22 protein-coding genes are annotated in these 23,080 nt (G+C 63.3%); 9 read left to right on the forward strand and 13 right to left on the reverse strand.

Annotated elements, in window-relative coordinates; translation table 11 throughout:
- Positions 1-23: 23 nt before the first annotated feature.
- Positions 24-1,673 carry an amidophosphoribosyltransferase gene (purF, locus tag M1D88_RS18625; RefSeq protein ID WP_458112216.1) on the forward strand — a complete coding sequence of 550 codons (1,650 nt, stop codon included), beginning with the start codon at positions 24-26 and terminating at the stop codon, positions 1,671-1,673.
- Positions 1,670-2,833, forward strand: coding sequence for a phosphoribosylformylglycinamidine cyclo-ligase (gene purM, locus M1D88_RS18630; RefSeq protein WP_458112217.1), 1,164 nt, complete (start codon positions 1,670-1,672; stop codon positions 2,831-2,833). The genes purF and purM overlap by 4 nt, the downstream gene beginning before the upstream one ends.
- A gap of 16 nt (positions 2,834-2,849) precedes the next feature.
- On the opposite strand, the gene M1D88_RS18635 is transcribed toward purM, so the two are convergent.
- The gene (locus M1D88_RS18635; RefSeq protein WP_458112218.1) at positions 2,850-3,665 is read right to left on the reverse strand and encodes a VOC family protein; all 816 of its coding nucleotides are present in this window, start codon (positions 3,663-3,665) and stop codon (positions 2,850-2,852) included.
- Between the two features lie 273 nt (positions 3,666-3,938).
- Positions 3,939-4,172, reverse strand: a complete 234-nt coding sequence (locus tag M1D88_RS18640; protein WP_458114571.1) for a DUF3073 domain-containing protein — start codon at positions 4,170-4,172, stop codon at positions 3,939-3,941.
- A 549-nt stretch (positions 4,173-4,721) separates the two neighbouring features.
- On the opposite strand from M1D88_RS18640, the gene M1D88_RS18645 reads away from it, so the two are divergent.
- Positions 4,722-5,249, forward strand: coding sequence for a septum formation family protein (locus M1D88_RS18645; RefSeq protein WP_458112219.1), 528 nt, complete (start codon positions 4,722-4,724; stop codon positions 5,247-5,249).
- A gap of 33 nt (positions 5,250-5,282) precedes the next feature.
- On the opposite strand, the gene clpB is transcribed toward M1D88_RS18645, so the two are convergent.
- A complete protein-coding gene (gene clpB / locus M1D88_RS18650) occupies positions 5,283-7,940 on the reverse strand; it encodes an ATP-dependent chaperone ClpB (RefSeq protein ID WP_458112220.1) in 2,658 nt (885 codons plus the stop codon).
- A 103-nt stretch (positions 7,941-8,043) separates the two neighbouring features.
- A complete protein-coding gene (locus tag M1D88_RS18655) occupies positions 8,044-9,075 on the reverse strand; it encodes a PHP domain-containing protein (protein ID WP_458112221.1) in 1,032 nt (343 codons plus the stop codon).
- A 189-nt stretch (positions 9,076-9,264) separates the two neighbouring features.
- On the opposite strand from M1D88_RS18655, the gene M1D88_RS18660 reads away from it, so the two are divergent.
- The 3 genes from M1D88_RS18660 to M1D88_RS18670 all read left to right on the forward strand — a co-directional run bounded on the left by M1D88_RS18660 (position 9,265) and on the right by M1D88_RS18670 (position 10,958).
- Positions 9,265-9,915 carry a PadR family transcriptional regulator gene (locus M1D88_RS18660; protein WP_458112222.1) on the forward strand — a complete coding sequence of 217 codons (651 nt, stop codon included), beginning with the start codon at positions 9,265-9,267 and terminating at the stop codon, positions 9,913-9,915.
- A gap of 25 nt (positions 9,916-9,940) precedes the next feature.
- Positions 9,941-10,138, forward strand: a complete 198-nt coding sequence (locus M1D88_RS18665) for a hypothetical protein (RefSeq protein ID WP_458112223.1) — start codon at positions 9,941-9,943, stop codon at positions 10,136-10,138.
- A 334-nt stretch (positions 10,139-10,472) separates the two neighbouring features.
- Complete coding sequence (locus M1D88_RS18670; RefSeq protein WP_458112224.1) at positions 10,473-10,958, forward strand: carboxymuconolactone decarboxylase family protein; 486 nt, start codon at positions 10,473-10,475, stop codon at positions 10,956-10,958.
- Between the two features lie 26 nt (positions 10,959-10,984).
- Here M1D88_RS18670 and M1D88_RS18675 read toward each other — a convergent pair whose 3' ends face one another.
- Genes M1D88_RS18675 through M1D88_RS18690 form a run of 4 tightly spaced genes read right to left on the reverse strand, consistent with a single transcriptional unit; the run spans position 10,985 to position 14,121 of the window.
- The gene (locus M1D88_RS18675) at positions 10,985-12,043 is read right to left on the reverse strand and encodes a sulfate/molybdate ABC transporter ATP-binding protein (RefSeq protein WP_458112225.1); all 1,059 of its coding nucleotides are present in this window, start codon (positions 12,041-12,043) and stop codon (positions 10,985-10,987) included.
- A complete protein-coding gene (locus M1D88_RS18680) occupies positions 12,040-12,912 on the reverse strand; it encodes an ABC transporter permease (RefSeq protein ID WP_458112226.1) in 873 nt (290 codons plus the stop codon). The genes M1D88_RS18675 and M1D88_RS18680 overlap by 4 nt, the downstream gene beginning before the upstream one ends.
- Before the next feature lie 4 nt (positions 12,913-12,916).
- Positions 12,917-13,714 (reverse strand): molybdate ABC transporter substrate-binding protein, encoded by a 798-nt coding sequence (gene modA / locus M1D88_RS18685; protein ID WP_458112227.1) that lies wholly within the window; start codon positions 13,712-13,714, stop codon positions 12,917-12,919.
- 2 nt (positions 13,715-13,716) lie between these two features.
- Positions 13,717-14,121, reverse strand: coding sequence for a TOBE domain-containing protein (locus M1D88_RS18690; protein WP_458112228.1), 405 nt, complete (start codon positions 14,119-14,121; stop codon positions 13,717-13,719).
- A 213-nt stretch (positions 14,122-14,334) separates the two neighbouring features.
- On the opposite strand from M1D88_RS18690, the gene M1D88_RS18695 reads away from it, so the two are divergent.
- Positions 14,335-15,225 (forward strand): DUF4031 domain-containing protein, encoded by an 891-nt coding sequence (locus M1D88_RS18695; RefSeq protein ID WP_458112229.1) that lies wholly within the window; start codon positions 14,335-14,337, stop codon positions 15,223-15,225.
- Positions 15,225-15,584, forward strand: coding sequence for a hypothetical protein (locus M1D88_RS18700; protein ID WP_458112230.1), 360 nt, complete (start codon positions 15,225-15,227; stop codon positions 15,582-15,584). The genes M1D88_RS18695 and M1D88_RS18700 overlap by 1 nt, the downstream gene beginning before the upstream one ends.
- Positions 15,585-15,616: 32 nt before the next feature.
- Here M1D88_RS18700 and M1D88_RS18705 read toward each other — a convergent pair whose 3' ends face one another.
- Both M1D88_RS18705 and xylA read right to left on the reverse strand, forming a co-directional pair.
- Entirely contained in the window at positions 15,617-17,017 is a 1,401-nt protein-coding gene (locus M1D88_RS18705) for a xylulokinase (protein WP_458112231.1), read from the reverse strand.
- 60 nt (positions 17,018-17,077) lie between these two features.
- Positions 17,078-18,265 (reverse strand): xylose isomerase, encoded by a 1,188-nt coding sequence (xylA, locus tag M1D88_RS18710; protein ID WP_458114572.1) that lies wholly within the window; start codon positions 18,263-18,265, stop codon positions 17,078-17,080.
- A gap of 112 nt (positions 18,266-18,377) precedes the next feature.
- On the opposite strand from xylA, the gene M1D88_RS18715 reads away from it, so the two are divergent.
- On the forward strand, positions 18,378-19,589 hold the full coding sequence (locus tag M1D88_RS18715) for an ROK family transcriptional regulator (protein ID WP_458112232.1): 1,212 nt from the start codon (positions 18,378-18,380) through the stop codon (positions 19,587-19,589).
- Positions 19,590-19,884: 295 nt separating this feature from the next.
- Here M1D88_RS18715 and M1D88_RS18720 read toward each other — a convergent pair whose 3' ends face one another.
- The 3 genes from M1D88_RS18720 to M1D88_RS18730 are packed head-to-tail and all read right to left on the reverse strand — an operon-like array spanning position 19,885 to position 23,014.
- Complete coding sequence (locus tag M1D88_RS18720; RefSeq protein ID WP_458112233.1) at positions 19,885-20,769, reverse strand: carbohydrate ABC transporter permease; 885 nt, start codon at positions 20,767-20,769, stop codon at positions 19,885-19,887.
- Positions 20,769-21,689 carry a carbohydrate ABC transporter permease gene (locus M1D88_RS18725; protein ID WP_458112234.1) on the reverse strand — a complete coding sequence of 307 codons (921 nt, stop codon included), beginning with the start codon at positions 21,687-21,689 and terminating at the stop codon, positions 20,769-20,771. The genes M1D88_RS18720 and M1D88_RS18725 overlap by 1 nt, the downstream gene beginning before the upstream one ends.
- The gene (locus M1D88_RS18730) at positions 21,686-23,014 is read right to left on the reverse strand and encodes an ABC transporter substrate-binding protein (protein ID WP_458112235.1); all 1,329 of its coding nucleotides are present in this window, start codon (positions 23,012-23,014) and stop codon (positions 21,686-21,688) included. Before M1D88_RS18730 ends, M1D88_RS18725 begins: the two co-directional genes overlap by 4 nt.
- Positions 23,015-23,080: the final 66 nt, after the last annotated feature.

Below are 23,080 nucleotides of genomic sequence, written 5' to 3' on the forward strand. Positions count from 1 at the left end.
GTATGGCGTGAGATAATCGACCAGTGGCACGCGGCGACGGAAAACTTTCTCATGATCTTCTCCCTGGCGAAAAAGGCCCTCAGGACGCATGTGGCGTCTTCGGGGTCTGGGCACCAGGTGAAGAAGTAGCAAAACTCACCTACTACGGGCTGTATGCATTGCAGCACCGCGGTCAGGAGTCGGCTGGCATAGCCACGTCCGACGGCAAGCGGATTAATGTCTACAAGGACATGGGCCTGGTATCCCAGGTCTTTGACGAGACGACGCTGAACACCCTGACCGGGCACCTTGCTGTAGGCCACTGCCGCTACTCCACCACCGGCGCAAGCCACTGGGCCAACGCCCAGCCCACCCTCGGCGCAACCTCAACAGGCACCGTTGCTCTGGCACACAACGGCAACCTCACCAACACCGCCGAACTCAAAGCCATGATCATGGGACGCAACGGCGGCCAGCTCAGCGGCGAAATGAAGCAGGGAAACACCTCTGACACCGCCCTTGTCACGGCGCTCCTCGAAGGTGAGCCTGGCAAGTCCCTCGAACAGACCGCCATCGAGCTCCTGCCAAAGATCAAGGGTGGATTCTGCTTCGTCTTTATGGACGAAGGAACCCTGTACGCGGCACGCGACACCTACGGTATCCGCCCCCTTTGCCTCGGCAGGCTGGAACGCGGCTGGGTTGTCGCCTCCGAGCAATCCGCGCTTGCCACCGTGGGCGCGAGCTTCATCCGCGAAATTGAACCCGGCGAATTCATCGCCATCGACGAAGAGGGTGTCCGGTCCCAGCGCTTTGCCGAGGCGACGCCGGCCGGTTGCGTTTTCGAGTACGTCTACCTTGCCCGCCCTGACGCCTCCATCGCAGGGCGTTCCGTGTACGAATCCCGTGTGGAAATGGGGCGCCAGCTCGCCCGGGAAAACACCCAGGAAGCCGACCTCGTCATCCCGGTCCCGGAATCAGGAACGCCGGCGGCTGTAGGGTACGCCGAAGAATCCGGCATCCCCTTCGCGCATGGGTTCGTCAAGAACTCCTATGTTGGCCGTACATTCATCCAGCCGTCCCAGACGCTGCGCCAACTGGGCATCAGGCTCAAACTCAATGCCCTGGAATCCGTCATCCGCGGCAAGCGTGTTGTTGTAGTGGACGACTCCATCGTTCGCGGCAACACCCAACGGGCCATCGTCCGGATGCTTCGCGAAGCCGGCGCCGCCAGCGTCCACGTCAAGATTTCCTCGCCGCCGGTCAAATGGCCCTGCTTCTACGGCATCGACTTCGCCTCCCGGGCCGAGCTCATTGCCAACGGTGCCACCGTGGATGAGATCACCCAGGCCATCGGCGCCGACTCCCTGGCCTACATCTCCGAAGACGGCATGATCGGCGCCACGCAGCAGCCACGCGAACGTCTGTGCACGGCCTGCTTTACGGGCAAATACCCCATCGAGCTCCCCGGAGCGGACAAGCTCGGCAAGAACCTTCTGGAGCGCACCGACCTCGGCGGCATCCCGGCCAGCGGAGCCTCAGCCTCTGGCAGTCCCTCTGATGAGGTCCCCGCTGACGAGGACCCCGCGGAGAAGGCGGGCGCTACCGGCTGCGATCCCGGACCGGACTCCGAATTTGAAAACCTGCTGACTGACGCTGATCGCCTGATCGACTCTGACAAGAAAGAGCCAGTATGACTTCCGCTTCCCCAGCCGCCGGAGCCAACAGCGCCGGAATCACCTACGCCTCTGCCGGCGTCGACGTCGAGGCGGGCGACCGCGCCGTCGAGCTGATGAAGGGCGCCGTCAAGGCGACCCACAATTCCTCAGTGCTTGGTGGAGTGGGCGGCTTTGCCGGCCTTTACGATGTCTCCCGATTGCTGACCTACAAGCGTCCGTTGCTGGCGACTTCCACGGACGGCGTCGGCACCAAGGTTGCCATTGCCCAGGCGATGGACATCCACGACACCATCGGCTACGACCTCGTGGGCATGGTGGTGGACGACATCGTGGTGGTGGGCGCCGAGCCGTTGTTCATGACTGACTACATTGCGTGCGGCAAGGTTGTGCCCGAACGCATCGCCGACATCGTCCGCGGGATCGCCGCAGCCTGCTCCGTAGCCGGTACCGCGTTGGTGGGCGGCGAAACGGCCGAGCACCCGGGGCTCTTGGGCGAGCACGAGTACGACGTTGCCGGTGCGGCCACCGGTGTTGTCGAAGCCGATTCCCTCCTCGGCCCGGACCGCGTCCGTGCGGGAGACGTTGTGATCGGCATGGCCTCTTCCGGGCTGCACTCCAACGGCTACTCCCTGGTCCGCCGGGTCATCAACCACGCCGGCTGGGCCCTCGACCGGCAGGTTTCCGAGCTGGGACGCACCCTTGGCGAAGAACTCCTGGAACCCACACGCGTCTACGCCGCAGATTGCCTGGACCTCGCCCGCACATTCCCGGTAGGTACTCCGTCTGCCGCCAGCGGCGCTGTGCACGGCTTCAGCCACGTCACCGGCGGGGGCCTCGCGGCAAACCTCGCCCGCGTCCTCCCCCAGGGTCTCGTGGCAACAGTGGACCGGGCCACCTGGGAGCTGCCCGCCATCTTCAAGCTGGTCTCCGAGCTCGGCAACGTGCCTCTCGCCGACCTTGAGCGCACGCTGAACCTGGGCGTGGGCATGGTGGCCATCGTGTCTCCGGAAGCCGCCGACGCCGCGGTGAACCGCCTCAATGACCGCGGCCTGCCCTCGTGGATCATGGGCACCGTGGAACAGGACTCGGACTCCATCCTCAAGACCGGACCGGACTACGTCCAGGGTGCCAAGGGTGTTGACGGCGGCGCGGTCCGCCTGGTCAACGCCTACGCCTGATAGTTCTCAATGGTGTTTAAGGAGAGGTCTCAGTCTCCACGACACTGAAGACGCCGCCCTGCGGATCCTTCAGTGTTGCCACGAGGGTTCCCGCATCTTCAGTGAACTCCGGCTCCACCAGAACTTCCGCTCCCGCGGCCGCAGCTGCCAGGACGGCCTCAGAAGCACTCGATACACCGAAGTACACCTGCCAACCGAGGCCGGCCGGTGAAGCCTTGGCCGTTTCCTCGCCTTCAACACTTCGCGCAGGTGCTATCCCAGCCACCTCGGCGCCGTCCACCGTCAACGTAATATACGTGCCGCCGTCGTCCTGGGCATATTCGGTGACGTCATGGCCAAAGAGGTGCTGGAAGAACGCGACGGCGGCCTGCGGCTCAGGCGTCAGCAGCTCGGCCCAAGCGAATGCCCCGTGCTCGTTGTACAGCGCGGAACCGGTATGCGTGCCTGCCTGCCATACCCCGGTTGTTCCCCCGCCGGGTACCTCCATAAACAGCATCACCCCTGTATCGTCCACATCCTCCGGGCCGAACTGGACTGTGCCGCCGGCATGCATGACGTCGTGTGCGAGGCTCCGGGCGTCATCCGCAGCAAAGTAGACGTTCCATTGAGCCGGCTGGCCCGCCGCCTCCTGACTGGGGTTCTGGGGCGCGATCACACTGACCAGGTCCTCACCGATGAAGGCCTTTGCGTAGCTTCGGCCATCCGGAGTGGGAAGGTCCTGAAAGGTCCAACCGAACACAGCGGCATAAAAGGTCTTGGCTGCCTCCACGTCAGGGGTTTGGACGTCAGCCCAGCAGGGTTCGCCTTCTTGGTAGCGTTCGACTCGCGACATGATCATCCCTTCGCAGCTTTCTGTAACCCAATCAATCTAGTGCCGGGAAGGGTCCCTACCAACAGTCGGATCGCAGGCCAGCAAGGCGGATTGGTTAAACAGCAGGGCCCGTTGGTACGCCAACATACGGCGTGGCCAACGGGCCTGATAACTAGGGTCGGAACTCCTCGTCCATACGTACATGGATTCGGGGTACCGCAAAGAAGCATCGCACTCTGGGCACGACGGCGGCACGCTACTGAGAGTGCCTTACGGCAAGTTCAGTGGTGACAACTAGCCGATGCGACGGGTGTCTACCTCGTCGTCGTCTTCTTCCAAATCGTCCGCGTACTTATCCACATAAGCTGAATAGTCCGGTTCTACCGGCTCATCCGCGAAATGGCTCGTGGCACGACTTCCCGGGCCCGTCAGCTCGCGCTGAAGTGCCGTGTAGTCAGTGTTCGGGGAGTAGTACTTGATGTCCCGAGCCTGCTTTGTAGCTTTTGCCTTTTGACGGCCGCGCCCCATGGCGTGACCCCCTTTTGTACTTGGACCGGAGGTGGTCACCTTGGCGATCGGTGAGGCCCCGGAATGTTTGGTCAATTTGTCGTACACCTAGGTTACATGCTTTCTGGAGCAACTGCGCGCCAGATAACCGCCCCTGTGGCAAGTGTCTCGCGCAGCACACTCTTCGCAGACCACTTCCTTGATTGTTTCTTGGGTAGAGTCGGGGTGGGGGATGCACGGATTTGCTGGCCACCGCCGGTATCCCGCATCAGGAATAGCAGGGAAGAGGTGAGCTCCGGAGTGGATAAAAAAGATGCTGGGCAGAACAAAGATGACTCGCATCAGGGCGGCTCCGGCGCGGGCAAAAGCGCTCCACGTGTGCCGCCGCAACCTGCAAAACCTCCGACCGTTCCCATCGCGGTGATCCCTCCCGCCCCGCCACGGAAACCGGCGGCCGTCCCGCCGCCCGCCAAAGAGCCAAGCGCCGCGGACGTACTCACGCCGGGACCAAGCTCCCGTGAATCCGTTGAATACATACCAATCGCAGCCGAACGCAAACCGAGACAGCCCATGTCAGATCGTTCCAAGCAACTCCTCATCAATGGCAGCATCATCGGAACCGGCCTGTTGCTGCTGGGGCTGATGGCCTGGGGCCTGCTGACGTTCTTGAACACAGGCTCCCAGAACGGACAGGCTTCCGACGGCGGCACCCCCACGGCCACTGCTGACGCCAGTCCCCTTCCGCTGCCCCGGGAAGGGGTGAGCCCGTTGGACTTCCGCCTCGGTGACTGCTTCAAGGACTTCGACCCCAACGCGACAGCCTCCACCGTGGTGGCATGCGATACGGAGCACTCGGCGCAACTCGTCGCTGTCCATCACTATCCGGAAGGTGATGACTACCCCGGACAAGATGCGCTCAGGAACAAGGGCCGCGAAGTCTGCCAGGGCGCCAAACTCAATGGCGCCGAGGCAAACTACGTGCTCCTGCAGCGCACTGCGTTCCCGAGCACTACGAGCTGGGAAACGGGCGACCGCCGCGTGGACTGCTACGTCACGGCCGATGCTGGCAATGTCATCAAGGAAAACCTGCTCCCCTGAGCGGCGTCACCCAGCTAGCCCTTCCGGCCGCGCCTAGCCCTTCCGGCGGACCGAGAGACCGCTCCCTACGAGTTCCCTGCCGTCATTCCCGCCTGCTGACATCAGGCCCTCAACCGTGAGTTCGTCGACGTCGGCTGCCGTATCCACCAGGACCGTGTCGCCGTCGGCGATTTCCCCGGCGAGTATCGCCTTGGCCAACCGGTCGCCGATCTCGCGCTGCACCAGGCGGCGCAATGGCCGGGCGCCGTAGGCAGGGTCAAACCCGGACATCGCCAGCCAGGCACGAGCACCGTCGGTCACTTCCAGGGTCAGCCTCCGCCCGTGCAACCGCGCGGCCAGCTCGTTCACCTGAAGCTCCACGATTTTCGCAAGCTCCTCCACGGTCAGCGCATCGAAAAGCACCACTTCGTCAAGCCGGTTGAGAAACTCGGGCTTGAACGATGCGTTCACCGCAGCCATCACGGCATTGCGCTTCGCGTTGGCATCCAGGGTCTGATCCACCAGGAACTGGCTGCCCAGGTTGGACGTCAGCACGAGGATCACGTTCCGGAAGTCCACGGTGCGCCCCTGGCCGTCGGTGAGCCGGCCGTCGTCGAGCACCTGCAGGAGGATGTCGAAGACCTCAGGGTGAGCCTTCTCCACCTCGTCAAGGAGGATCACGGAATACGGACGACGGCGGACGGCTTCAGTCAGCTGGCCGCCTTCCTCATAGCCCACGTAACCGGGAGGGGCACCCACCAGCCGCGCCACAGAGTGCTTCTCCGAGTACTCGGACATGTCGATCCGGACCATGGCCCGTTCGTCGTCGAACAGGAAATCCGCCAGCGCCTTGGCCAGTTCCGTCTTACCCACGCCGGTGGGTCCCAGGAACAGGAACGAACCTGTGGGCCGGTTGGGGTCGCTGATCCCTGCTCGGGCACGGCGAACAGCATCGGAGACGGCAGCGACTGCCTTGGTTTGACCGATAAGCCGGGCTCCGAGCACCTGCTCCATGTTCAGCAGCTTCTGGCTTTCACCCTGGAGCATCCGCCCCGCCGGGATCCCGGTCCAGGCGGAGATGACTTCAGCGATGTCATCCGCCGTGACCTCCTCCGCCACCATCTGGTTGGACTTGTCCGTTACGGCAGCCTCGGCCTCGGCGGCGGCGTTCAGCTCCCGCTCGAGGGCAGGAATTTCGCCGTAAAGCACGCGTGACGCAGTCTCCAGGTCACCTTCACGCTGGGCCTTGTCCGCGGCAGAGCGCAGCTCGTCCAGCTTCGCCTTGAGGTCGCCCACGCGGTTGAGGCCGGCCTTTTCTGCTTCCCACCGGGCGTTCAGGGCGTCGAGCTGTTCCTTCTTGTCAGCCATGTCCGCCCTGAGGGCAGCAAGGCGTTCCACAGAAGCGGCGTCCGTTTCGCCAGTGAGGGCCAACTCCTCCATGGTGAGCCGGTCCACTTGGCGGCGCAGCTGGTCGATTTCTTCCGGGGCGGAGTCGATTTCCATACGCAAGCGGGAAGCGGCTTCGTCTACGAGGTCGATCGCTTTGTCAGGCAGCTGCCGCCCGGAAATGTAGCGGTGGGACAACGTGGCAGCAGCGACAAGGGCGGAGTCGGCAATGGCGACCTTGTGGTGCGCCTCGTAGCGCTCCTTGAGCCCGCGAAGGATTCCGATGGTGTCATCTACGCTCGGTTCACCCACGTAGACCTGTTGGAAGCGACGTTCGAGCGCCGGGTCCTTCTCGATGTTCTCGCGGTACTCGTCAAGGGTGGTGGCACCGATCAGGCGCAGTTCGCCGCGCGCAAGCATGGGTTTGAGCATGTTGCCGGCGTCCATGGAGCTGTCGCCAGTTGCACCTGCACCCACCACGGTGTGGATCTCGTCGATGAAGGTGACAATCTCTCCCTCAGAGTTCTTGATCTCTTCCAGGACAGCCTTGAGACGCTCCTCGAATTCGCCGCGGTACTTGGCCCCGGCCACCATGGAGGCAAGGTCCAAGGCGATCAGGCTTTTGCCGCGGAGGCTTTCCGGGACGTCTCCGGCGACGATGCGCTGGGCCAGACCTTCGACGACGGCGGTCTTGCCAACGCCAGGCTCACCGATGATGACGGGGTTGTTCTTGGTGCGACGGCTCAGGACCTGGATGATGCGGCGGATCTCGGAATCGCGCCCGATGACGGGATCCAGCTTGCCTGCCCGCGCCATGGCTGTCAGGTCCGTGCCGTACTTTTCGAGTGACTGGAAGGTGTTTTCCGGGTTCTCAGTGGTGACCTTCCGGTCCCCCCGCAGGCCCGGCAAGGCGGCAAGGAGCGCTTCATGGGATGCACCCGCGTCGCGCAGCAGTCTCGCTGCAGCGTCGTTGCCGGCGGATATTCCCAGCAGGAGGATCTCAGTGGAAACGTACGTGTCTCCAAGCTTGTCCGCTTCATTCTTGGCATTCTGGATTGCCTGTAGGGCAGGCCGGGACAGCTGTGCCTGCTGCGTGGATGATCCGGAAGTCGCTGGGAGAGCTTTGATGGCTGAACTTGCTTGGACGCTGACCGCATCGACGTCCGCACCGGTGGCACGCAAAAGCGCGACGGCGACGCCCTCGCGCTGATCCATGAGCGACTTGAGCAGGTGGGCCGGCTCCACCTGCGGGTTTCCTGCCGTGGAGGCATTCATGGCTGCTGCCGAAAGAGCCTCCTGGCTCTTGGTGGTGAATTTGACGTCCAAAGAGGGCTCCTTTCGAAGTTGTGGTCTAAGTTGAGTGTACTACGCTCAACTTTCGGTTAGTACCTCACGAGGTGCATTTTTTGCCGTGGGCGAACAGTCGTTTTCAGCGTTTCCGCCGCGTCCACTCCAGGAGTTTTTCCAGAGGCCAGGTGGTGACGATCCTGTCGGCCGGCACCTCATTCAGCACAGCACGCTCCGCCCCGTACTGGAGGAAGTCGAGCTGACCGGGGGCATGCGCATCGCTGTCGATACTGAAGAGGCATCCGGCGTCGAGGGCAATTTGGATCAGGTTGTCCGGCGGGTCCTGGCGCTCTGGACGGGAGTTGATTTCGACCGCGACGTCGTTCTCCACGCACGCTGCAAACACCCTTTCGGCGTCGAACTCTGATTCGGGGCGCGTGCCCCTGGAGCCGGTGACGAGCCGGCCGGTGCAATGGCCAAGGACATTGGTGTGGGGATCCCTGATCCCTCCCAGCATTCTCCGGGTCATGGTGCCTTTCTCCGAGCGGAGCTTCGAGTGCACGCTTGCCACCACGACGTCGAGGGTGTCCAGCATGACGGCCTCCTGGTCCAGGCTGCCATCCTCCAGAATGTCCACTTCGATGCCGGTCAGGAGCCGGAACCCGTCGGACTGTTCACCCCCGCTCTGTTCATTAATAACGGCTACAACGTCCAGCTGTTTCGCGAGGCGTTCAGCTGTGAGCCCGTTGGCAACTTTGAGATTCGGCGAATGGTCCGTGAGGGCCAGGTATTCGTGACCCAGTATCCGCGCCGTGTCCGCCATAACCTCAATGGGGGAACCGCCGTCGGACCAGTCACTATGGCTGTGAAGGTCGCCACGAAGGGCTTTCCGCAACCCTTGGCCGCCCTGGACAAGGGGCTTGGCCGCGCTGCGAAGCTTCTCCAGGTAATCGGGCACCTGGCCTTCCAGCGCCTGCCTGATGACCTCGAATGTCCTGTCCCCGATTCCTCCCATTTTCCGCAGCCGGCCAGTCCGGACCCCCTCAGCCAACTGGTCCTCGCCCATTCCCTGGATGGTCTCCGCTGCATTCCGGAATGCCTTCACTTTGAACGTGGGAGCGAGGTCACGCTCGAGCCAGAAAGCAATCTCATTGAGTGCGTCAGCGGCGTCCATTTCTCCATCTTGCACGAACTTCGGCTCTTCGCGCAGGGTCCCGCAGCTCTGATTGCCAACGAGTTGGCGTTTCATCATCTGCTCAAAACATTTTCTTGACCGGCGATAGTTACCGATATATCGTTAAGTATCGTCGAAGCATCGGCGATACTCTGACAAGAGAAAACCAGATGGAAGGACGATGCCGTTATGAAAGGCATTCACGACAATAAATTTGTAACCCCTGAACAAGGCGGACCAGCAGGACAAGTCGGCCAAGCACTAGGACGCTTCGGGCGGGGCAGGAGCCGACGCGGACCCCATGGACATGGCGGTTTCGGACCAGGCGGATTCGGCCCGGGGGGCCGTGGTTTCGGTCCCGGCTTTGGGCCTGGCTTCGGCCCCGGTTTTGGTCCCGGCGGATCACGGCGGGCCAACAGGGGGGACGTTCGTTCGGCAATCCTCTCCCTCCTCGCCGAAGCACCATCCAACGGGTACGGGCTGATCAAGACGATCGCCGAGAAGACCTCAGGTACCTGGCGCCCCAGCCCGGGCTCCGTGTACCCCACTCTGCAGCAGCTCGTTGATGAGGAACTCATCACTCCTGTTGGGGAGGGCCGGCGTACGGAGTTCACGCTCACTGACGAGGGCAGGGCGTATGTGGAAGAGAACGCCGAGGAACTGGAAAACGCCTGGAACTCCGACCCCAAGGGAACCGGTCCTGCGTTTCATCAGAGCGTGGGCAAGCTGATGGGGGTTATCCACCAGTTCCGCTTCTCGGCCACCGAGGAACAGCGCAATGCGGCCATCGAGAAAATCGACGAAACCCGCCGGGCGCTCTATCACATCCTTGCGGACTGAGGCGGGCAATGATCAGGGCGGCGATATGATCAGGCCGGCACGACCTGACGAACTCTCCAGGCTTCAGGACATCGAAGTGGCCGCGGGGGCGATGTTCCGGCTGGCCGGGATGGACGCGATAGCCGAGGATCCTCCCCCGGAACTCAGCCACTTGGCTGCCATCAGCGGGCAGGCCGGATCCTGGTGGCCACAGACACGTCGGATCTGCCCGTTGGGTACCTGATCCTGGAGGAACTTGACGGGTGGGCGCACATAGACCAGGTGACCGTCCCCCGGACCATTCCCGTCAAGGCCTTGGCCGAAGCCTGATTATCGAAGCTGCGGGCAGGGCTGCCAAGTGTGTTCTCCAGGGGCTGACTCTGACAACGTTCAGGGACCTTGAGTGGAACGCTCCCTACTACAGGCGCCTAGGCTTCACGGAAGTCCCGGAGAACCGCTGGTCTGAAGGCATCCGCGGGGTCGTGGCAGCAGAGACTGCGCATGGGCTGAACAGGTGGCCGCGGGTCGTCATGGAAATGCCCGCTATCCCTCCGCCCGCCTGACCTATTGTGGGAGTCATGAACCAGAGCCCGCCTGACGATACCCCTACAAAACATGTCTTCATCGACAAGCAGCATCCTCCGCTCTGGCGGTCGCTGAACGGAGTTGGCCTGAAGGTACGGGAGGCCGCCGAGGAGGCTGGAATCAGCCGCATGCTGGTCGAACTGCTGTACGTCCGCATCTCCCAGCTGAACGGCTGCGCCTTTTGCCTCGACATGCATGTGAGTAATGCGTTGAAGCAAGGCGAGACCACCCAGCGGCTCGCAGTCCTTTCGGCTTGGCGGGACACCGACCTCTTCACTGAACAGGAAAGCGCAGCGCTCGCCCTAGCAGAATCCGTCACGGAACTCCCTGATGCGGCCGCCCGCGAGCGGGAGGAAGAGTCCGCACGCCAACACCTGAGCGATGAGGAGTTCTCGGTTGTGACGTGGCTGGCCATCACCATGAACGCCTTCAACAGGGTATCCATGATCAGCCATCACCCGATCCAGGACGACGCCTGACACCTGGCCCCGGGAATGGATACACCTCAGGCGGGATAGACAGAAACTGCTGCTGCCTTGGTCACGAAGTACACCCTCATCCCCGGCGCCAGCCCGAGGTCCGCCACTGCTGCCGGCGTGACATCGGCCGCCAGCTCACCCTGGGCCCCGGCACGCACGCGGATCTGGTCACCGTGGGGTTCAAGGTCCGTTACGGTCACCGCCATGGAGTTCCGCGGGCTGCCGTGGGCCTCGCCAAGGAATACGGAAACGGCCGACGGCGGGAAGGCAGCCACGCCGTCCTGCCCGGGCTCCAGGCCGTCGTCGTGCTGGCCTGAAAAGTGCACGCCTTCCGCAGTGGTGATGCCGTCCTCCGTGACGGTCCCCGCCAGGAGGTTCAGCCCGGCCAGCCCGGCCGCAAACCTGCTCCGGGGCCGCTGGAGAACCTGGCGCGTGGGCCCGTCTTCGGTGATCCTGCCGTTCTCCAGGACGATGACACGGTCAGCCAGCATCAGCGCGTCGAGGACATCGTGCGTGATGATGATGGCGCTCCGGCCGGCGAGTACATGTTTAAACAGGCGGCGGAGCAAGGGAGCGGCGTGGATATCCAGCGCGGCGAGCGGCTCGTCCAGCAGCAGCAGTTCGGGACTGGCCGCCAGTGCCCTTGCTACAGCAACCCGCTGCGCCTGACCGCCGGACAGTTCACCCGGCCGCCTTTGAGCCAGGCCTCCTGCTTCGACGGCGTCCAGCCACTCGTGCGCAGTGTTCCGGGCGGAGGTCCGGCTGGCTCCGCTGCTGCGTGGACCGAAGGCGACATTTTCCAAGGCGCTTAAGTGCGGAAAGAGCAGCGGGTCCTGTGCCAGGAGCGCGGTACCCCGACGGTGTGGCGCCAGCCAGTTACGGCCGCCGTCGCGGGCCTCAAAAAGGACCCTGCCGCCAAGCACCGATTTTCCCGAATCGGGATGGAGCAAGCCCGCGATGAGATCCAACAGCGTGGACTTGCCTGCTCCGTTCGGTCCCATGACCGCCACCGTCTCCCCCGGTCCTACGGTGAAGGAGACGTCGAAATTCCGCTCGCGGACTGCGGCGCTGAAGGTGAACGTCACCGGAGGCTCCCGCCGGTGACAACCGCCGTCGGGGATTCCTTGGACGTGCTGCCGGTCCCGCCAAGGAAACCCTGACGGCGGTACGAGAGTCCCACCACGGTGACGGCAACTGCAACAAGGACCAGTGAAAGGGCGACGGCGGAATCGGCATCCGATTCCCGCTGCAGGTAGATTTCAAGCGGCAAAGTCCTGGTCACCCCCTCCAGGCTCCCGGCGAAGGTCAGGGTGGCGCCGAACTCTCCCAGGCTCCGGGCGAAGGACAGGACTGCGCCCGAGACCAGGCCGGGCAGGACCAGGGGCAGCGTCACGCGGCGAAGCACGGTGGTGGGGCGGGCCCCGAGCGTGGCGGCCACCGCTTCGAACCGGCCGCCCGCGGAACGGAGGGCCCCCTCAAGGCTCACCACCAGGAACGGCAAGGCCACAAAGGTCTGCGCGAGCACCACCGCCGTCGTCGAGAAGGCAATCTGCAGGCCCAGCACCTCAAGCGTTCCGCCGAGCAGGCCCTGCCGGCCGAACGTGTAGAGCAGGGCGATGCCACCAACCACCGGAGGAAGGACCAGCGGCAACAGGACAAACGCGCGAAGGATCTGCTGGCCCCGAAAGCGTCCCCTCGCCAGAACCAGGGCAAGCGGAACGCCCAGGAAGAGACACAGCACTGTGCTCGCCGCGGAGGTCCGGAGACTGAGGCCAAGCGCAGCGAGAGAGGATTCGGAGGTGATCAGGGGGATGAACTGAGGCCAGTTGACCCTGGCCAGCATCGCCACGAGCGGCAGTATCACCAGCAGCGCGCCCGCGATGGCTACTGCATAGATCCACGAAGGTATGCCGCTGTACGCTGCGGGATGGCTGGCCGGCTTTCTGGACGGCATAGCGCTAGTCCCCCTGAGCCGGACCGAAGCCGGCGACCGACAATATCTGCTGACCTTCGCTGCCGCGGACCATGGCAATGAAATCGTCGGCGAGTTCCGGCTCTCCCGCAGTCTTCAAGGCAGCGATCGGGTAGGTAATTCCGGCTGCTGATGCTTCAGGGAACGGAATGCTTTGAACTCTGTTCCCCGCAGACCGGACGTCGGTCACGTAGACAAGGCCGGCGTCGGCTTCTCCGGAGGCCACTTTTCCGAGCACATCCGTGACCGACGATTCTTCGCTCACAGGCTTCAGCTCCACTCCTGCGGACTGTGCAACAGCTGACGCTGCAGCACCGCAGGGAACCTGAGGGGCGCAGACAACAACCTTCACCTCCGGCCTGCCGAGGTCTGTGAAGGAACGGATGGACGCCGGATTGGAAGGCGGCACGGCGATGGCCAGGGTGTTGCTCGCGAAGGCCTTGGTGCTGCCGTTGACCAGGCCTGCGTCTGCTACTTTGGCCATGTTCCGGGTGTCCGCGGAAGCAAAGACGTCCGCGGGCGCACCCTGAATGATCTGCGTTGCCAGGTCAGAGGAGCCCGCGAAACTGAGGACCACCTTGACGCCGGGATGCCGGCTTTCGAAGCTGCGGGCCAGCTCGGTGAAACTCCCCTTCAGGGAGGCGGCAGCAAAGACCGTGACGGTCTCAGATCCGGACGCGCTGGTGTTTCCGCAACCGGAAAGCCCGGCGACGAGAGCCGCAGCCAGGCCAGCCACCGCCAGTCGCGCCGCAAGCCGTACTAACCGCTTGGTGGGCCCGCTCATCCTCACGACTTGCCCTGGGGCGTCTCGATAATAACCGTGGTGGCTTTGACCACCGCCGTGGCTACCGAACCCAGTTCCAGCCCAAGTTCCCGGACGGCTTCGCTGCTCATGAGGGAGACCACCCGGAAAGGGCCGCACTGGAGCTCGACCTGCGCCATAACCTTGTCCATTGTGATGCCGGTGACCAGCCCGACAAAGCGGTTCCGGGCCGAGCTGCCAACTTTGGTGGGGTCATCGGGAAGCTGGGACTGGTCCTTGGCGAGTCTTGCCAGGTCCAGTCCATCCACGGCCAGGCGTCCGGACTGGTCCTTCACCGGGGCTAGCGTTCCGTTCTCGGTCCAGCGCCGGACGGTATCGTCGCTGACGCCTAGGAATCTGGCAGCTTCAGCAATGCGGATCATAGGCATGGCTCCAGCATAATCCTCAAATGCGGAGTATTGCCCCCGTTTCCTCCGCAAATGTTCTTTCCTTCCGAACCGGGTCCAGCTGGGTCCGCTCCTTCCCGCCCGGTTACCTGATTCCCGTTGGCGCCTGGACCGGGATGTCGCGGGCAACACGCCGCAGCCGGGCCCAGTAACTGGGCGGGAAGGCGCGCCAACCCCCGGCACTAGACTTCGTCCATGGCCATCTACCTGGATCCGCCGCTGTGGCCGGCCCACGGAACGCTCTTCTCGCACCTGATCTCGGACACCTCCCTTGATGAGCTTCACGCCTTCACTGCCAAGGCCGGCATCCCGCCGCGGGCATTCGACGGCGACCACTATGACGTTTCCGAGACCCGCTACCACGCCCTGATAGACGCGGGTGCCATTCCCGTTGAGGCCCGTATCCTGGTCCGCAAGCTGATTGCCAGCGGCCTCCGCATCCCGGCACGCTTTCGGAACAAATCCCTCAAAGTCCCGCTCCTGAACCGCTGGAACACCGTCCTTCCAGGCCATGATGCTCTGTTCCTGGATCTGCTGGACCGCTGGGGTGAAGAGCACCGGAAGTACCACGGTCGCACCCATCTCCTGTCGACCCTCGAGGCGCTTGATGTGCTCACCGAACCGGAGGAACCACCCCGGACTGTGATCCTGGCTGCCTGGTTTCACGACGCCGTCTACCACGGGATAGCGGGCCAGGACGAGGAGGATTCGGCCGTCCTGGCAGAGGAGCGCCTTCACGAGGCCGGACTTCCCGCTGCGGAGGTAGCGGAAGTCGCCCGGCTGGTGCGCATGACAGCTGACCACCGCCCGGAGCAGGGAGACCGCGACGGCGCACTTCTGTCGGATGCGGACCTTTCCGTTCTGGGCGGAGAACCCGATGAATATGCCCGGTACGTCAGCGCCGTCCGCCAAGAATACGGACACATCGGTGACGCCGACTTCGCTGCCGGGAGGGCCGCCGTCGTCCGTCACTTGCTGGAGCTTGATCCGCTTTTCCACACACGGCGAGCTCGGGATCTGTGGCTGGAAGCAGCGCGTCGGAACCTTGCCGGCGAGTTATCCGGCCGGAAAGAATCGGGGCAGTAATGCTGGCACCTTATGTTCACGAGGCGGTTCTTGCGGTGAGCGGGAACTCCGACGACGACGCCCCCGGCGCCGCGGTGACGCTGGAGTTGTGCGGCAGCCTGGAGCATCCGCCGCCATGCCCTCTGGCGCCGCATAACACCAGGGCGGAACGGATCGACGGAACCCTGACTGTGCGAGTGGTCTTCGCGACGCATCCCGAAAACGAAGAGCAGGTGCGCAAACGTATAGAGAAGGCGTTGCGGGCCGGATCCGTCACCAGACCCGACGGTACAGCTGCCCACTGGGACTTCCTGGAGGGCGCAGCAGCCACGCTCAGTCCTTCTGAGGCAGCCCTGGCCGGTCGCCTCGCAGGGAGGTGAGCGGGCCTGCTGTGATCGTCCCGGCCGCCCTACTACGCCCCTTTGACGGCGGCCCGGTAACGTTCAAGGATCTCCGGCGTCGGCTCAGCGCTGACCGTGATGGCTCCTTCGGCTTCCCAAACAGGGAGTTCTCCAAGCAGGATGCCCGCGGCCTGACGAGCAGCGCCGTCGGCCACGTACTCCCCCGGTTCGGGGACGGTGACCGGCAGACCGAAGACCCCCGCCAGGATGTGCTGCAACGCGAGTGACCGGCCGCCGCCGCCGACGAGGATGACCCGCTCCGCCCCGATTCCGAGGTCGGTGAGGGCCTTCAGTCCGTCAGCCAAGGAGCAGGCAACACCCTCAATGGCCGCCCGGGCCACGTTTGCGGGTATGAAGTTGGCGAGCGTCAGGCCATGGAGCGAGCCGGTGGCATCGGGCAGGTTGGGCGTCCGCTCCCCCTCGAAGTAGGGAACCAATGTCAGGCCCCCGGCCCCGGCGGGGGCAGTCAGGGCAAGCCGGGAGAGCTCTGCCAGGTCCACGGAGAGCACGGCAGCCGTGGCATCGAAAACCCGCGAGGCGTTGAGGGTGCAAACCAGGGGAAGGAAAGCGCCCGTTGCGTCAGCGAAGCCGGCAACCAGCCCTGTGGGGTCAGCGGAGGGTTGCCCGGCGATGGCAAAAACGGTCCCCGATGTCCCGACCGACACCACAACATCGCCCAGTTTGGCGTTCACTCCGAGTGCCGCTCCTGCGTTGTCGCCGGCTCCCGCGCCAATCAGAACGCCCGACGGCGTTTTCAACTCCGCTTCCAGCGGACCGAGGACTTCCGGAACCAAAGGGACGTGTCCCAAAGTCCGTTCCAGAACCTCGGGCAGGTACGTCCCGGTAGCCGGCGACCAGTAGCCGGTGCCGGAGGCATCCGACCGGTCTGTCCGCAGGGCAGCGAGCCCCACCGCACCGCTTCCCGGCCCGAACCCAGCCAGGCGCCAACTCAGCCAGTCGTGAGGCAGGCAGACGGCAGCAGTGCGGGCAGCGTTCTCCGGCTCGTTTTGCGAAAGCCACAACAGCTTCGTGGCCGTGAGCGACGCCACCGGGACAGTCCCGGTGGCGTCCGCCCAGTATCCGGGGCCGCCAGGCGCCTCACTGATCAGGAGCTCGGCCGCAGCTGCCGATCGTGTGTCGTTCCACAGCAGTGCGGGCCGGACAACGCCACCGTCGGCATCAAGGCACACCATTCCGTGCTGTTGCCCTGCGACCGAAACAGCTGAGATATCGTCCAGCCCGCCGCCGGCCTCGATCGCGTCCTGGAGTGCGCTCCACCATGCTTCCGGCTCCACTTCCGTTCCTTCCGGATGCCGAGCCTGCCCTTGGCGCACCAGAACTCCCGTTTCAGCATCGCGGATGACGATCTTGCAGGACTGGGTGGAGCTATCAATTCCGGCTACCAAGGGCATTGCTGGGCTCTTTCAGAGGAGGGCTAGTGAGGTGGACGGTTCAGCGGGCGACCCGGATTGTCAGCGGGCGCCGAGGAGGTGCTCGATGGCCAGCTGGTTGAGCCGGACAAATGCGAAGGAGCGCTCGGCGGCCTTGTCGGCGTCGAACTCCGCGAAGGCTGACGGATCGGCCAGCAGATCAGCTGCGGACTCGCCGGCTGCCAGCGTGGGCTCTCCGAGCTCGAACACGCCAGAGGTCTTGAGGGCATCCTGGACCTCGGCGTCCGCGCGGAAGGCGAGGGCCCGTTCCTTGAGCAGTAGGTACATGGCCATGTTCGCCTTGGCCGATTCCCAGACTCCGTCGTAGCCGTCGGTGCGGGAAGGCTTGTAGTCGAAGTGGCGGGGGCCGTCGTACTTTGGGCCGCCGTTGGGGAAGCCGTTCTCCAGCAGGTCCACCGTGAAGAACGCGCTGGTGAGGTCGCCATGGCCGAAGACGAGGTCCTGGTCGTACTTGATACCGCGCTGGCCGTTGAGGTCGATGTGGAACAGCTTCCCGGCCCACAGAGCCTGGGCGATGCCGTGGGTGAAGTTCAGGCCTGCCATCTGCTCGTGGCCGGTCTCCGGGTTCAGGCCCACGATGTCGCCATGCTCGAGCTGCGCGATGAAGGCGAGCCCGTGCCCAACCGTGGGGAGGAAGATGTCGCCGCGGGGCTCATTGGGCTTGGGTTCAAGCGCGATCCGCAGCCCGTAACCCTTCTCCTTGATGTAGCCGGCGGCCGTATCCACGCCTTCCTTCATCCGGTCAAGGGCTGCTGAGAGGTCCTTGGAGCCGTCATATTCACTGCCTTCACGGCCGCCCCACATCACGAACGTCTCGGCGCCCATTTCAGCCGCAAGGTCGATGTTGGCGAGCACCTTGCTGAGCGCAAACCTGCGCACCGAGCGGTCGTTCGACGTGAACCCGCCGTCTTTGAACACGGGGTGGCTGAACAGGTTGGTGGTCATCATGGGGACCTTCAGGCCTGTCTCGGCCAGGGCTGCCCGGAAGTTCTTCAGAATCAGCTCGCGCTCTGAGGCACTGGCGCCAAAGGGGATCAGGTCATTGTCATGGAACGTGATGCCGTAAGCGCCTGCCTCGCTGAGGCGATGAACTGCCTCCACCGGGTCCAAAGCGGCACGGGTGGGCTGGCCAAAAGGGTCTGCGCCGGTCCAGCCGACCGTCCAAAGGCCGAAGGTAAAGCGGTCCTCAGGTGTGGGATGTGTTGACAATTCAGGCACCTCGTTGGGCTTGTAGGAGAAAAACGCAATTAGTTTTCGTTCTGAACTATAAGTGGCATGATCAACTAAGGTCAATGACCTGCTGACAATTACAAGGAGTGAAATGTCAACGGCACGCCTGGAAGACAGACCCACCCCCGGCCGCGTGGGCGACGTGCGTAAGCAGAACCTTGCACTGGTGCTGCGGAACGTCCAGCCAGTCGTCCAGACAACCAGGGCTCAACTGGCGGCCGAAACGGGTCTGACCAAGGCTTCTGTTTCCAGCCTCGTGGCCGACCTCCTGGGCGCAGGACTGCTGACGGAGGTGGGAATCACCCGCGACGGCGAGAGGGGAAGACCCGGCGTTGCGCTGGCACTCAATCCTCTACGGGGCGCCCTTGGAGCTGAGGTGAACGTCGACTACCTGGGAGTGGGAGTTGTCGACCTCAACGGCAATCTCCATTTTCAGGAAACTGTTGAGCGACACAACAGCGGGAGCAGCCCCGAGGACGTCCTGAGGGCACTGCGGCTGCTGGCCACACGCGCGGCTGATGCCGCCTCGAATGCAGGCATTCTCCTCCTTGGCGGAGGGCTTGCCGTTCCGGGCCTTGTTGACGCGGACAGGAATTACGTGGCGACCGCCCCGAACCTCGGGTGGACCGGCGTCGAACTTTCCGGCGAGCTTGAAGCCTTGCTTCCCCACAGCCCGTTCGGAGTCACACTTTCCAACGAGGCCAACAGTGCAGCCCTGGCGGAGCTTTGGTACGGGCAGGGAGCGTCCTTCCGCGCGTATCTGTATATTTCGGGTGAAGTGGGCGTCGGTGGTGGCCTCATCATTGATTCGCGGCTTTTCACCGGACCTGCCGGTCACGCAGGCGAAATCGGACACACCGTGGTTCAGCCAAAAGGACCAAAGTGCACCTGTGGGGGCCACGGCTGCCTGGAAACATTCGCGGGCCAGGAAGCCATATTCTCGGCTTCGGGCATCGGAGATGGGCCCACAGGACACCGAATGGCACAGTTGCTGGCAGCCCTGGCTGACGGTGAATCGCGAGCCTTAGCGGCGGTCGAGGAGGCCGGCTACTATCTGGGAGTGGCGACTGCGACCACCGCCAGGCTCATGAACGTGGCCGCTGTGGTGCTGGGTGGCCATTTTGCCGTGCTCGAGGAGTGGATCCGGCCGGCCCTGCAGCGAAGCCTGGACGACTTTGCCCCCGGCGTGGTGGCGGCGGACGCCGTCGCGTTTTCCTCGCTGCGGCAGACTGCCGCGCTGATGGGCGCAGCGGGAAGCTGCCTCCGCAGGGTTCTGGCAAACCCGCAGGAGCTTTTCCCGTAGGCCGGCTTCCCGTCAAGTCAGTCATGGCGGACCCGGCCCCCTAGGTGGAGAATCAACTCACGATTCAAACAGTACTTCACCTTGCTGGGTGTCAGAATATTCACGCACCTCAACGATTCTGTCCCCAGTGAAGATGAGGTTGGCGCTGTAGGAATTCTTGTAAATACTGCCCGAAGCTCTTGTCGCGGTTGACTGCCATTCGAGCACGGCGTTGCTTCACCAACAGTCGCGCTGACAAGGTCGGTGGAGACTGAGCCTGGCACCATCTGAGCGGCAGTGAGAGCCGGTCCGTGGTTTATTTGCTGAAGCCTGCCGTCAAGCCAGCCACAAGCTGCCGGCGTCCAACGATGTAGACAAACACGAGCGGCAGGGCGGAGAGGACGACCGCGGCGAGAATCGCCGGAGTGTTGATGGTGAACTCTCCTTGGAATGCCCAAAGGGAAAGAGGGAGTACGCGGTTTGACGCGCTCTGGGTAAGGATCAGTGGGAAGAGGAAACTGTTCCAGACATTGAGGGCGTTATACACGGCAATGGTGGCGATGGCCGGGCGGATCAGCGGAAACGCAAGCCGCCACATCATTGACCAGTCCGAGCAGCCATCCAGGCGCATGGATTCAAACAACTCATTCGGAACGTCACGCAGGAAGTTGGCCAGGATGAGCACTGACACCGGGACCGCGAAGGCGATGGAAGGAAGAATCAAGGCCAGGAGCGTGTCGTACAGGTAGAGGCGGGTGATGCCCCAATAGATGGGGATGATGATTGCCTGCAACGGAATGGCCAGTCCCAGAAGGAACATCCGGTTGACCCCGGTGAGCAATCGCCCGCTTCCGCGGACGATCGCGTAGGCGGCCATGAAGGAGATCAGCACTGAGGGCAGCACAGCTCCCGCCGTCACGATGATGCTGTTAAGGAAGTACTGAAGGAAGTCGTTTTCCAGAACGAGCACGTAGTTCGCGAGTGTGGGGTTTGTTGGTGGCAGCAAGGGGTTGGAGGCGAAAAAGCCTTCTTGGTCCTTGAAGCTGGTGATGACCACGTAGTACATGGGAAGGATCACTACGGCTAGCCACAGCCATCCCGCAATCCCTGCGGGGATGTTGAAGGTTTTTTTCGTCTTGCGGACGCTCGTCTTGTTTGAGTCTGCCGCCACGATGCGGTCGAGGACGGGTGTTGCACTCATCAGGCACCTTCCAATTGGCTTGCCTGGCGGTTCTTGCCGCCGAGTCGTTGAATGATCAGGGCCAGTCCCAGACCGAATACGGCCAGGATGACGCCGAGGACGCTGGCGCCACCCATGTCGTTGGCACGGAACCCTTCGAGGTACATGAACAAGGGCAGCACGTTGGTCGCGTTGCCGGGTCCTCCACCGGTCAGGACGAAGATGAGGTCGAAGAAGGTCAGGGTTCCAACGACCATGAGCGTGGTGGACGTGATGAACGTGTACTTGAGCTGGGGCAAGGTGATGGTGAAGAACTGCTGGACCACGTTGGCTCCGTCGATGCTGGCTGCCTCATAGAGTGACTTGGGAATCTGCCGGACTCCGCCCTGGTAGACCAGCGTGTGGAACGGGATGTTCTGCCAGGAGAACACGAACACGACGACCATGACGGCCAGGTCAGGGTTTCCGAGCCAATCCTGCTTCAATGCGTCAATCGGAAGCGCCCCGCTCAACCCGAAGTTGGGATCCAGGAGGGCCGTGAATGCCAGGGCCACTGCTGCTGAGGACAGAAGGATCGGAACGAAGAACAGGACCGACAGGACTGCCCGGTAGCGCTGGAACCCTGCCGTGAAAACACCCAGCAGCAGGCTGATGGGAATCTGGAAGGCGCAACTGAGGAGGATGACCTTCACCGTGATCCACAAAGACTCCGCCGTCACCGGGTCGGTGAGGATTGAGGCCCAGTTGGCGAAGCCCGCCCAGCTGATCGCCCCGATGCCGTCCCACTGCATGAAGCTCAGGACGAAGACTCCGCCCAGAGGAACAATGGCGAAGGCAAGGAAGAAGACCAGCGCGGGAACTGTCAGCCAGGCCAGGGAAGCGCGGGAACCGTCAATGCTGGGCGCTGCTTTTCCGGTTCGGTGCAGTGTGGTGGTGGTCATTTATCACTCGCTGCGTTCATGGCGTCAACGAACTGCTGAGGGGTTTCCTGCTTGAGGAAGACCTGGCCCAGGTGGGTCAGCAGAGTATCGGCAAGGGATGGAGCCAGCGCCTGGTCCCAGGAGAGCTGGAACGTGGTGGCTTTCTGGGAAAGGTTGTAGGTGTAGTTCAGGAAGTCGCTGTCCGGGGCCCCGGAGAGCTTGTCCTCAATGCCCTTCAGCGGGGGAACGGCACCGGTTTTGATGATGCCTTCTGTGTAATCACTGCTGTAGAGCCCGCTGGCGAGGAAGTCCTTCGCTGTTTGTTTGGCGGGCTCCGAAGCCGCTGTTGCCACGGAGAAGAACGTGGCGGGGGTTCCGACGATGTAGGAGGGGTCGCCCTTTCCGCCATTGATGGTCGGGAACGGGACGTAGCCCAGCTTGTCCTCGGAGATGAAGGTCGGTGCGCCTTTCTTCATGGCCTGGAATTGGGACGCGAGCTGCAGGGACATGGCAGCTTTGCCCGTGTAGAGGAGGGCAAGCTCGGATCCGGAGGTAGAAGCGGTGGAGGCGAAGCCTTCCTGGAATCCTCCCGCGTCCACGAGCTGCTGGATCTTGGTCAGCGCATCGATGACAGCCGGGTCAGACCAGGCCCCGCGTTCACCCTTCTGAATCCGGTCCCACACAGCGGTCCCGCCCTGGCGGTCAACAAGGTATTCCAGCCAGATAAGTTCGGGCCACTTGGACTGGCCACCCAAGGCAAACGGGGCAACGCCGATAGCTTTGAGCTTGGGGACGGCGGCCATCAGTTCGTCCCATGTTTTGGGCGGCTGCACCCCGGCGCGCTCCATGAGCTCCTTGTTGTAGTACATGGTCGCGGGGTTGACCTTACTCATGGGCAGCGCATAGGTCTTGCCGTCGACGACGCCGTTCTGGAGCACGCTGGGAAGGTAGCGGTCTGTGACTTCGGGCTTGTCCTTGGCCAGGCTGCTCAGATCTTCGACGGCGTTGGCGTCCACATAGGATTTCAAAACGCCGCCGGTCCAGTTGAAGATCAGCGTTGGGGGCTGGCCGGCGCCGACGGCGGTGCGCATCTTGGCCTTTATGGCGTCGGAAGCGAAGAATTCGACGGTGATGTTCCGGTCGGGGTTCTCCTTGTTCCATTTTTCAACAGCGGCTTCAATGACCGGCTGGTCCCCGGTGGTCAGTGACCACATGGTGGCGTTTGCTCCGGTGGCTTGGGTCGGTCCGCCGCTGCCGCAGCCGGCGATCGTGGCACCAATTGCTGCGGCCATCGCGACGGCTGCAAAACGCCTGCGGGTTTGTGTTGTGGAAAGCGGTGAAAGCATGAGGATTTTTCCTTCTTCTTTGAGGGTTTCCCGTCCGGTCCGTGGGAGTGTTGCGGGCCGTGGTGC

It is taken from the genome of Arthrobacter sp. R1-13 (assembly GCF_054161475.1).